General features: G+C 52.9%; 12 protein-coding genes. 7 read left to right on the top strand and 5 right to left on the bottom strand.

Annotated features, from left to right (window positions below; genetic code table 11):
* Genes minE through LGT44_RS11740 form a run of 3 tightly spaced genes read left to right on the top strand, consistent with a single transcriptional unit; the run spans position 1 to position 1,142 of the window.
* Entirely contained in the window at positions 1-255 is a 255-nt protein-coding gene (gene minE / locus LGT44_RS11730) for a cell division topological specificity factor MinE (RefSeq protein WP_145469781.1), read from the top strand.
* Positions 252-794 (top strand): paraquat-inducible protein A, encoded by a 543-nt coding sequence (locus LGT44_RS11735; protein ID WP_145469782.1) that lies wholly within the window; start codon positions 252-254, stop codon positions 792-794. The genes minE and LGT44_RS11735 overlap by 4 nt, the downstream gene beginning before the upstream one ends.
* 33 nt (positions 795-827) lie before the next feature.
* Positions 828-1,142 (top strand): peptidylprolyl isomerase, encoded by a 315-nt coding sequence (locus LGT44_RS11740; protein WP_230332680.1) that lies wholly within the window; start codon positions 828-830, stop codon positions 1,140-1,142.
* A gap of 63 nt (positions 1,143-1,205) precedes the next feature.
* Here LGT44_RS11740 and LGT44_RS11745 read toward each other — a convergent pair whose 3' ends face one another.
* The 4 genes from LGT44_RS11745 to LGT44_RS11760 all read right to left on the bottom strand — a co-directional run bounded on the left by LGT44_RS11745 (position 1,206) and on the right by LGT44_RS11760 (position 4,480).
* Entirely contained in the window at positions 1,206-2,357 is a 1,152-nt protein-coding gene (locus LGT44_RS11745) for an ABC transporter substrate-binding protein (RefSeq protein ID WP_230332679.1), read from the bottom strand.
* Between the two features lie 269 nt (positions 2,358-2,626).
* Positions 2,627-3,085: a hypothetical protein gene (locus LGT44_RS11750; protein ID WP_230332678.1), complete on the bottom strand. Its 459-nt coding sequence runs from the start codon at positions 3,083-3,085 to the stop codon at positions 2,627-2,629.
* A gap of 23 nt (positions 3,086-3,108) precedes the next feature.
* The gene (locus LGT44_RS11755) at positions 3,109-4,194 is read right to left on the bottom strand and encodes a peptidase M42 (protein WP_145469786.1); all 1,086 of its coding nucleotides are present in this window, start codon (positions 4,192-4,194) and stop codon (positions 3,109-3,111) included.
* A 109-nt stretch (positions 4,195-4,303) separates the two neighbouring features.
* Positions 4,304-4,480 (bottom strand): PA3496 family putative envelope integrity protein, encoded by a 177-nt coding sequence (locus LGT44_RS11760; RefSeq protein ID WP_186435965.1) that lies wholly within the window; start codon positions 4,478-4,480, stop codon positions 4,304-4,306.
* Positions 4,481-4,872: 392 nt separating this feature from the next.
* Here LGT44_RS11760 and LGT44_RS11765 point away from each other — a divergent pair, with 392 nt between their 5' ends.
* From LGT44_RS11765 to LGT44_RS11780, 4 genes are all read left to right on the top strand, one after another.
* Positions 4,873-5,487 (top strand): TMEM165/GDT1 family protein, encoded by a 615-nt coding sequence (locus LGT44_RS11765; protein ID WP_145469787.1) that lies wholly within the window; start codon positions 4,873-4,875, stop codon positions 5,485-5,487.
* A gap of 152 nt (positions 5,488-5,639) precedes the next feature.
* Complete coding sequence (locus tag LGT44_RS11770; RefSeq protein WP_230332677.1) at positions 5,640-6,290, top strand: 2OG-Fe(II) oxygenase; 651 nt, start codon at positions 5,640-5,642, stop codon at positions 6,288-6,290.
* A 134-nt stretch (positions 6,291-6,424) separates the two neighbouring features.
* Positions 6,425-8,158 carry an ABC transporter substrate binding protein gene (locus LGT44_RS11775; protein ID WP_230332676.1) on the top strand — a complete coding sequence of 578 codons (1,734 nt, stop codon included), beginning with the start codon at positions 6,425-6,427 and terminating at the stop codon, positions 8,156-8,158.
* Between the two features lie 184 nt (positions 8,159-8,342).
* Complete coding sequence (locus tag LGT44_RS11780; protein ID WP_145469789.1) at positions 8,343-9,971, top strand: methyl-accepting chemotaxis protein; 1,629 nt, start codon at positions 8,343-8,345, stop codon at positions 9,969-9,971.
* Positions 9,972-10,044: 73 nt separating this feature from the next.
* Here the strand turns inward: LGT44_RS11780 and LGT44_RS11785 are convergent.
* Positions 10,045-11,236, bottom strand: a 1,192-nt coding sequence (locus LGT44_RS11785; protein WP_230333612.1) for an efflux RND transporter permease subunit, incomplete at its 5' end; no start/stop codon positions are given.

Genomic DNA, 11,236 nt, shown 5'->3' on the forward strand with positions numbered 1-11,236 from the left:
ATGAGTTTAATGGATTACTTCCGCAAGGAGCAGAAAAGCAGCGCCAGTGTCGCCAAAGAGCGTTTACAGATTCTGGTTGCCCACGATCGCCTGCGTAATAACGGCCCCGAATATCTGCCGCAGCTGCAGCAGGAAATTCTCGCGGTTATCCGCAAATACGTTGCCATCGGTGAAGACGACGTATCGGTTCATCTCGAACAGCAGGGCACCACATCGGTGCTGGAGCTGAACGTTACCCTGCCGGATCGTAAATGATCCGTCTGCTTGTGCAACGCTGGTCAGAGGCCCCCCTTCTGCAGCGTTGCGGCCTGTTCTTCGCCCTCTGCAGTTACGCCTTACTCTGGCCCGGGGTTACTGAACCCATTATGACCCTGAGCGCTCAGGTCAGCATGTTTGGCCTTAAGGCCCAACTGTTTCACGAAACCCGCTCAATATGGCAGACCGTTCTCAAATTGCATGAACTGGGTTACACCCCGGTTGCCATTCTTATTGTCAGCTTCAGTGTGATTATTCCGCTGCTGAAACTGGCGCTGATCATCAGCACCTGGCTGCTGCCTTCAGTACTGCGCTGGCGTCTGGTCGGCATGTTGGGTAAATGGTCGATGGCCGATGTCTTTGTCGTCGCTATTCTGGTGGCTTTTTTTACCGCCAAAGCCACCGCCGAATTATCGGCCGAACTGTTACCCGGTTTTTACTGGTTTACCGCCTTCTGCCTGTGTTCCGTTATCTCCGGACAAATGCTGACTCTGCACACCGACCAAAACCAGCGCGCAGGAACGCCTGAGCTGAACTAAGCTTATCCGCAGACAGTTGATCCCGGAGACGCTATGACCACCCTCGCCCTGCACCATATTCTGCTGAAAAGCCCGTTGCTGGCTGCCGATGTTTTACAGGAGCTGCATCTTGGTGCCGACTTCAGTGAACTGGCCGAAGAATATTCCGCCTGTCCCTCAGCACATCATCAGGGCTTTGCCGGTTATCACGACAGCGACCAATTGCCCACCGAACTGCTGCGCGCCCTGAATGAGCATGACAGCGAATCTCCTTACGTCGGTCCGGTCAGAACCGCCTTTGGTTACCATATTCTGAAAGCGGTGGCGAAACCGGAACGCACTCTGCTTATTGATGAAGCCGGGCAATAAATTGGCTGAAAACAAAAAACGAGCCTGATGGCTCGTTTTTTTTGTTCTCTGCCCCGGCGGCCTTTACTCCGGCAACAATGAATAATCCCAGTCAGCTTTCGCCATCGGCGCTCTGGTTTTAATCAACCCCATCGCATTAAACGCATCCTGAACCCGGTCATTCAGTACCTCCAGACGATGTGGGAATTGCGGGTTACTGAAGAAATCAACATTGCCCTGCTTATCGACAAACTGCGCGTCGTAGTACAGGTTTTCAATATCCGGCTGGGCGTTTTTATCACCCAGTAAAATATCTGCCGAGGCTTCCAGTAATTGCAGTTTCTGTGGATTGGACAGATCGCGCATCAGCTCCTTCAGCTGAGCTGAAGTGCTCATCAGTGTTTGTACAAAACGCTGCACCTCAGCTTTATTTTTTTCAAAATAATCGGCACGCACCACATAAACATCGGCAATAATCCGGCGTGCAAACATAGTAGAAATAATCATCCGCGCACCGGTAATCGAACCGTTACTGCCGGTGCCGACCCGCCGGCCGGAGGTCAGCCCGTAAGCGTCGGAAATAATCATAAATGAGGCATCGATTTCCGGCAGCTTCAGTGCTTCCGGTGGTGAGTTGGCCGATAACGTAAGATCCGGCATCCATTTCAGGTTCACATCACTCATCTTCAGGCCAGCCTGGGTCAGCAACGTGGTCATAAAATCCACATGGGGACCATAAGCCTGAATAGCGATGGTTTTTCCTTTTAATTCACCAACGCGGACTATGCCGTTTTTAGCAACCAGGGTGTCGCCACCGCGCGACCAGGTGAGCTGATAAATCACCACCGGGCGGGTACGCGGATCTTTATTAATCAGATCCAGCGCCTGATTGCACATACCAATGGTACAGCGCAGATAAGGGGAAGCGCCGGATAAATAATCCTGCAGCTGTTTATCAAAGTTATCCTGCAAGACAAATTCGTAATTCAATCCGGCCTTGGCCATGGCACTACCAGGCTGAGTGCGGGTATTCATACCATTGGCCAGAATACTGATCATATCGCCGCCCCAGGTAATCATCGGCACCCGCAGTGGCTGAGTATTCTTTACCGGGCCCACTGCCGTATTAATACGCGCTGCCAGTGGTTCAGGCTCAATAAACTCGGGCTCCGCAAAGACACCCCGCGCGAACAGCAGGGCCAGAACGGCAGCAGAGAACAACAGTATTGAACGCACGATGGTATTTCCTATTAACTGATTAATGAACGTCACTGGGCTTTAGCAAACATGATGCCATTGCTAGTGATACGCCTCACATCAGCGCAAATTCGTGAGCAACTGCACAATTAGAAAGCAAAGGGAAAAATAAAGCGGAAATACCAGCAGATAAAAGCACCAGCATGATGCTGATATTTTTTACCGCGCACGGTAATAAGGCACAAATAATCATCTGACAAAGCAGAATAGGATTCCGGAAAGCGGCTGAAATACCGCTGGCGAGTAGGTTATTCTGCCTGATGCAGAAACAGACGCAGCGCCTGACTGGCGCTCTGACAATGATACAGCGTGGCTTTAAGCTGATATTCCCGACACAGAATTTCACAACGACGGCCGGGAACGCTGAGTAAAAAATGGCACTGATCCTGACCAAAACCTGCGCCTGAATTAATTAACTGAAAACAACCATGCTGCAGCATATTGCCTTCGGTATCGTAATCAATGCCGTCGTATTCCAGCACACTGTTCAGCTCCACGGCATCGGTCTCAGCAGCGCTCAGCGCCAGCACAACAAAGGCTCTGGGGGCCGATAAAAAATCCCGTGCCCGCTCATACACCAGAATATACGGATCGGCTGCCGTAGCCGTTGCGTAAAAAAACGCATAAGCACCTCCCGGCCCGCTGATGGAATCATCAGCCGGGGGTGGTAAATCGCTTAACAACTGCAGCTCAACAGGTTCGTTCATATATCCTTTACCGGTTAATGGCCTCAGGCCATCGGATCATAGGTCCAGAACGGGTAACGCAGACCGGCCATCGCACAGAGTACACGTAAAAATGCATCACAGGCTTCAACGCCCGCACTTTCGTCCATGGTGTGATAACCCGTGGTCGGAATCTGCAGCGTGGTGCCATCCACCAGACCGTTAGAAGCCGCAATAATGCGTCCCATCTCGGTACTGCCCATGGACTTGGCGGCAATACCCTGACGCGCGTTTTCTTCATTCTGACGGCGGATATAGTCGTCTTTAAAGCTGTAACGGATGCCCAGTTTTTTACATTTTTCCGCCAGCCGGTTGGTTAACTCCGTATTAAAGGATGCGTTGGCATCGCAATGACGTAACACCAGCAACTGTTCGTTAGCTGCCGGAACATCCGGATACGGGCTGGTATCCACCACCACCAGCTGGTTGGTGGAACCACCAAAACGACGGAACCATTCGAGCAGGTAACGCCAGCTGCGCCCCGCTTCTTCCTGAGCGGTAAAAAAGGCGGTGCCCTGAAAACCCAGTTCAAATAAATACACCAGCATGGCGGCAGTCAGCACGTTATCGAGCTGGCCCAGATAACGGCCATTTTCGATACGCAGCTGATCGCGGAAAGCCACCGGCGTACCCGCCACCAGATGTTCCATACCGGACAGCTCAAAAATCAGGTTATTACGGTGCGGACAGATATAGGTACGCTCGATTTTGCCACGCCCACGGTAAGCACCGGACCAGGGCTCATAGGCAAACACCCCGACATCGCCGAAACGGTCGACGATCATTTTCATCAGTTCTTCCGACACCGAGTTACCCAGCAGATCGGAACGTCCGCCGGAGACAAAGGCCGCGTACTGAAATTCGTTCGGGCCGGTACAGACCAGACCGTGACGGTCGATGTGGGCCGAAAACATCAGGCTCATCGGATCTTTGCCCTGCGCGACCAGCACGCCTTCGTACCAGGTTACCTGCGCCCCGCGCTCTTCCAGTTCGCGCTGCAATACGCGGAAAAAGGAATGCTCTGCGCCGACCACCGAAGGGCTGCGCAGCAGACTTTTTAAAATATCGAGAAAGGCGGTACGGTCGCTCATGGATACCCCGCAGAGCTGCTACAGATTGAAAAGCCGATGAAAGCACGGTTAGAAAAAGGGGTGCAAGAGAAGTTACACCCCGGAGGAAGGAAATCGGCGCGTTGCGCGCTCAGTCCTGATAATCGATATCGAAGCCCAGCAAATCGCGCAGACGGGCCTGCTCCAGAATACGCTCGGCGCGACGACGTTTTTTATCGTAATCGACACTGCGTCCTTTGGGCTTGCTGCGGGATTGTGGCTGGTCGTCGAGATCGTCAAAATCTTCGTAGTCTTGTGGCTGACTCATACCCACCTCAGATGTTCAGATACTGCCCGCCCCTTACCGGCAAAGGCACCGGGGCGAAAACGGCGGCATAATTTCACCAGTTCCGGCTGTGGTAAATTGAAAAAAATTATTCTTCTGGATCAGTTTTTTTTGTTGTTTTGACAAAGAACACCATAACGTCTTACGGGGTGACGTGTGCCGCTTAAGCCGTTATAATCGCCGCGCTCTTGGGGGAGTAATCTGCCCTGACCCATAAAGTCAGCGGCGCCCGTGTCAACATAATTGAGCCTCATGCTCATGGCACCGGCGACCATCTCACGATGGTTTGATGAGACCTGAGACAAACAGCAGGATGACCAGGGCGGCATCGTGCCGTTTGTCTTTGGTTAACGATCTCCGCCCGGACTATAAACATGACAGATACCCTGATTAGCCTGCCGGCTCTGAACGACACCTTCGCTCATTCAGCCTTCCTGACCTCTTCCGTTGCTGTTGCCATTGCCGAGATCGGCGATAAAACCCAGCTGTTGTCTCTGCTGCTGGCAGCCCGTTTCCGTAACAAGAGTGCAATTGTGCTCGGCATTCTGCTGGCAACCCTGCTGAACCACGCAGCCTCGGCCTGGCTCGGCGCCTGGCTTGGCAATTCCCTGACCGAATGGCTGAATGGCAGCACCGGCCGCCTGCTGCTGGCCGCTGGCTTTGCTGCCATGGCCATCTGGGTGCTGGTGCCGGACAAAGAAGACGACAGCACTGACACCCATCAGGCCTGGGGCGCTTTTCTGGCCACCACGGTGCTGTTTTTCCTGGCTGAAATCGGCGACAAAACCCAGGTAGCCACCGTATTGCTGGCCGCCGAGTTTAACTCAGTGCTTTGGGTAACTCTGGGTACGACCTGCGGAATGCTGCTGGCCAACGTACCGGTGGTGATTTATGGCGAACGTCTGATGCGCCGTATGCCGCTGCATCTGGCCCGCTACGCTACCAGCCTGCTGTTTGCCATACTTGCACTGTGGACATTGCTCAGCTGAGCCGCTGCGCTGTCAGGGCCGTACCCGGTGCGGCCGCTGGCACTTATCTCCAGCAATAAACGGGATCGAAACGATCTGTATTTTTTGTTTTTACTGCCGCCGGGCTTTGGGTAAAACGCCAGTCCCTTTGTGTTTTGCTCCGGAGTACGTCCTTGCAGTTTGCTGAAGCCAGCCATGATGATCTGTTTGAAAGCATTGCCGCCGATCTGCAGACCCAGGGCTATGCCATCACCCATGATGCACTGCCTCTGCTGATGTCTTCCGGCCTGCTGAACCGTGTGGTGAGACTGCAGCACGATGATTTCAGTGCCGCAGGCACTGGTCGCCAGCAACAGCATCAGCTCAACCAGTTTGTCCGTCGCGACAAAATCCGCTGGCTCAGCAATGACGATCCGGCCGAAGCCGCGTGGCTGGATTATATGGCCGAACTGCAGCGCTATATGAACCGCCGTCTGTATCTGGGTCTGTTCAGCTACGAAGGCCATTTTGCCCATTACCAGCCCGGTGATTTCTATAAAAAGCATATGGATGCATTCAAAGGGCAGGCCAACCGCGTACTGACCACCGTGCTCTATCTGAACCCTAACTGGGAAGTTCAGGATGGCGGTGAACTGGTGATCTATCAGGCTGAAAACCATGAACAGGAACTGCTGCGCGTCAGTCCGCGTTTCGGCACGCTGGTCACCTTTCTCAGCGAAGACTACCCACACGAAGTGCTGCCCGCCAAACGCGACCGCTACAGCATTGCCGGCTGGTTCCGTCTGAACAGCTCAACCACTGTCCGGGCCGACCCTCCGCGCTGAGCCTCCACGCTTCCGCTGTACGATTAAAGAGCAACAGAAAGGCAAAGAAAAATACGCTATGCTCTGACTTCGGAGATGAGGAATCTCCGTTGTATAGCCACGGATATCCGGCTGCATAATTTGCGGGAGCAACCGTGCTGATCAGGCATATTTTATTCGTTATTTTTATTACTATCATTTATAGCCCGGCATTACAGGCCGATAGCCAGCGCGCGACATTCCTTCCCCAGCCTGACATATTAATTATCCACTCGTATCACCTGCAGTTTCCCTGGACCCGCCTTCTTAACGACAAGCTACTCAGCAATCTTGAGCCGCTGCTGCCCGGTGAACAGATTCATGTCGAATTTATGGATGAACGGCGCTATAGCGACAACCCGCAGGTCCGTGCCGAATTACTGCGCCTGTATGATCTGAAATACGCAGAACAACCGCCGGATGTGGTGGTAGTCAGCGACGATGCGGCACTGAATCTGGTGCTCAATGCTGAACTGCCCTGGCTGAAGAATACGCCACTGGTATTTTTAGGGATCAATGTTCCCGAAGGTCACGATCTCAGCCGCCATCCGCAACATACCGGAGTACTGGAAGGTATGGCGATTGAAGAAAATATCGAATTTATCCGCACGCTGCTGCCAGCCACCCGCGAAATTCTGTTAATTGCCGACCGCTCCGGACTGGGCGCCCTGATGGGCAACGAAGCCCGCCAGCTGATCCGCAGTCAGCGCTTTCACGATATAAAATTATCAGTCTACGACGATTTTACCTTCGCCGAACTGGAGCAGCTTCTGAGTAATATGCCAGCCAACAGCGCGGTGTTGTTTCTTGCTATTCATAACGACCGTAATGGCGAATATTTTTCTTACGCCAAACATTTACCTGTGCTGAGTGCAAAAACACCGGTACCGATCTTCGGCATGTGGGGCGACCTGATGATGGGTCAGGGCAGCGCCGGTGGCATGATGCACAACGCCAGCAGTCAGGCGGAAATGGCCGCACAGATAGTGCGCAAGATTCTGAGTGGAATTCCTGCCGCTGATATTCCCGTATTACCAAAAACCCGCTTTACGCCACAGCTGGATGAGCGCCAGCGCCTGCGTTTTAATATTCCGCTGAGCAACCTGCCCACCGGAACCGAGCTGCATTTCCGGCCACAAAGTTTTCTCGCGGCCCATGCCGTGCTGATCGGTGTCAGCCTGAGCATTATCGTTTTTCTGTCGCTGATTATTTTAGTGCTGAGCCTGAATATTCGTCGCCGTCAGCATGCCGAGCAACAATGGCAAAGCCTGCGTCTGACACTTGAGCAACGGGTATCGCAACGCACCAATACGCTTAACCGCCAGAATCAGCAGCTGACCGAACTCAGCCAGCAGCTGGCCTTACAGGCCAATACCGATGTGCTTACCGGAATCAGCAACCGCCGCCATGGTGATATACAACTGCATAAGGCAATGGAGAACGCTCTGCAGCAGAAAACTCCGCTGAGTCTGGCTCTGATCGATGTGGATTATTTCAAGCGTATCAATGATCAGTACGGCCACGAACGCGGCGACCAGATATTAATTGAGCTGAGCGATTTACTGACTAAGCATATCCGCCCCCAGGATCTGCTTGTCCGCTGGGGCGGCGAAGAATTTATGCTGTTGCTGAACAACTGCACACCAGAACAGGCAGCAGTACTGTGTGAGCGTCTGCGCCAGCAGGCACGCACTATCCGGATCAGCGCTGACAATACCCTCAGCATCAGCATAGGAATCAGCAGCAGCACCAACGCCGACAATACCGCACAGCTGTTGCGCCAGGCCGATCAGAATCTCTACGCCGCCAAAGCCGGTGGCCGCGACCGGGTTATCGGCGCTGATAATTAAATAACGCCGGCATGCTGCACAGTTCACATAATGCGCCATCCTCCCGGGCCGGTTGTTACTGACATGGTAGATAACGGCCCCTGATCTACACTTCCCTGTAATGAAGGCCAGATATTCCGCCGGATAACTGAGCCATTTCGTATCAGGATCTGCCCGTATTAAGCAGGCCTAACAGGAGAATAATATGAACTGGTCCGACCTTGGCCTTGCCAAAAAACTGACATTACCGATTGCCGTTCTTGCGATTTTACTCGCCACACTGTCCGTTATTCAGATCTCGAACCTGAACACAATTACTGCCGAATACAGCCATATTAATGAGCAATATCTTCCGGCGCTGGAACTGACCCTGAACGCTGACCGCGATTTATATCAGGCACAAATTGCCGAACGTTCGATGGCCTTAGGTCTTACAGCAGACACATATAAGCAAATGCATAAGGAAAATCTGGATCAGGTTGCCACCCGTCTGAAAAAAATTCAGGTACTGGATATTTCTGCCGATGCGAAAAAGCTGTCTCAATCTTTTCTGACGGCTTTTGAACGCTGGCGCCCGAAAAGTGAAGCGATGGTACAGCAGGTTCTCGGCGGTAGCCTGAGTACCCGCCAGGCAACAGAAATGAGCACAGGCTCGCTGGAAAATGAATTTGAGGGCATCCGCGAAACGCTGAACGTTCTCGGCGAAAAGCTTGGTGAAGAAGCCAAATCCTTACAGAAAAAAGCAGAACAGGCCAAAAATGCCGCACTGCGCAGCATTTTTATTCTGGTCGGTGTGGCCCTGCTGATTGCATTGCTGGTTGCCGTCTATTTCCCACGACTGATTACCCGCCCGGTTAACGAGCTGGCCAGAGTGCTTGGCCAGATGGCCGATGGTAAAGGTGATCTGAGTAAACGCATGCCGGATCTAGGGCGCGATGAAATTGGTTTGCTCAGCCATAACTTCAACCGTTTTCTCGGCGGCATGCAGCAGATGATCGGCACCATTCAACAGGTCGCACTGGATGTTGCTTCCACCACCAATACCCTGAAAAAAGGTGCCGGCGACAGCCAGCGCATCAGCGGCGAATATGCAGGTTCGATGGAACTGGTTGCCACCGCCAATCATGAAATGGGACTGGCGATTCAGGAAGTATCATCCAACACCCAGCAGGTATCAGAAGAAGCCAAAGCGGCCGACCAATCGGCGCGGGCGGTATCAAAACAATTCCGTCAGGCCATGGAAGAGATTCAGGCACTGGCCGAAAATGTTGATAACTCAGGTGCCGTTATTCAGGAGCTGGTCGCCGAAACCACCAATATCGCCTCGGTACTGGATGTGATTAAAGGCATTGCCGAGCAAACGAATCTGCTGGCGCTGAACGCAGCCATTGAAGCGGCCCGTGCCGGTGAGCAAGGCCGGGGGTTTGCCGTAGTGGCCGATGAAGTACGGACTCTGGCCAGCAAAACCCAGCAGTCGACCGGCGATATTAATGTCATGATTGAGAAGCTGCGCAGTGGTGTTAACCGTGCCGTCAGCAGCATGAAAGAGAGTCAGGAAAAAGCGGTCAGCACCGTCGAATATGCCAGCAAGTCGGAAGAAAATATTCGCAATATTTCCGGCTCACTGCTCAGTATCAGTGACCGTATTCTGCAGGTTGCTTCCGCCATTGAAGAACAGACATCCGTTATCAATAACATTAATGAAAACCTCAGCAATGCCAAACATCTGAGTGATCAGGGTATGCAGAGTGCCAGCAGTATCCGCCAGGCCGTTGACGGGTTGAATCATCAGGCATCCAGTCTGCGTGATGAGGTATCCAGCTTTTCACTTTAACCCACGTAAAGCGGAAATAATAAAAGCCGGCGACTATCGCAGTCGCCGGCTTTTATTTTATCGCGTTGATTAATTATGCGGTTTCACGCTTACGCCAGAGAAAATACAACACCGGAATCACCACCAGCGTCAGCAACAGAGCACTGGCAGTACCACCGACCATAGGTGCGGCAATACGACTCATAATTTCCGAACCTGTGCCCTCTCCCAGCATGACCGGCAATAAGCCCACGGCAATAGTGGCTACCGTCATCGCTACCGGGCGCAGACGTAAACCGGCACCATTGATAACCGCCTGACGTAATTCACTTTCCGTAACCCTGCGCTGCTGCTCCTGTGCCAAAGCCAGAGCAGCCTGATATGACTGATTTAAATACACCAGCATAATCACACCGATTTCTACGGCGACACCGGCAAGAGCAATAAAGCCCACACCGACAGCCACAGAAAAATTAAAGCCCAGCGCCCACATCAGCCACAGGCTGCCAACCAGTGCCAGTGGCAGAGTCAGCAAAATCATCGCGACTTCGGTCAGCCGGCTGAAACTCAGATACAGCAGCAAAGCAATAATGGCGATGGTTAACGGCACCACATACTGCAGTTTTTCTTTCGCACGCTGCATATATTCATACTGCCCCGACCAGCGCAGCGAATAACCCGCTGGCAGCGTCAGTTCGCCGCTGTCCAGCGCCTGCTGTACCCGGCTCTGGGCAAAATCAACATAGTGGCCAACATCCACACCGTCGATATCAACAAACAGCCAGCCATTAATGCGGGCATTTTCACTTTTAATGGCTGCAGGCCCCGCTTCACTGCGGATATCAACCACATCACCCAGCGTCACCAGCTGGCCATTCGGCGCGACAAAAAACAGCTGTTTTAAAGCTTCCGGGGAATCACGGTAGGCCTGCGGATAACGCAGATTGACGCCGTAACGCTCCAGTCCTTCGACGGTTTCAATAATATTTTTGCCGCCAATGGTGGTGGTAATAATCTGTTGCAGCTGTGCCACACTCAGACCATAACGCGCGGCCTGCTCACGGCGGATATCCAGCGTTAAATAACGGCCACCGGCGACCCGCTCAGCATAGGCTGATACCGTACCCGGTACTGTTTTAATAATGCCTTCAAGCTGCTGACCTATTGCCTGAATCTGCTGCAGATCCGGCCCCGCTATTTTCACCCCGACCGGGGTTTTAATACCGGTCGCCAGCATATCAATACGGGTCTTGATCGGCATAACCCAGGCATTACTCAGCCCCGGA

It is taken from the genome of Thalassolituus alkanivorans, from assembly GCF_020447205.1.
Lineage (GTDB): Bacteria > Pseudomonadota > Gammaproteobacteria > Pseudomonadales > Oceanobacteraceae > Venatoribacter > Venatoribacter alkanivorans.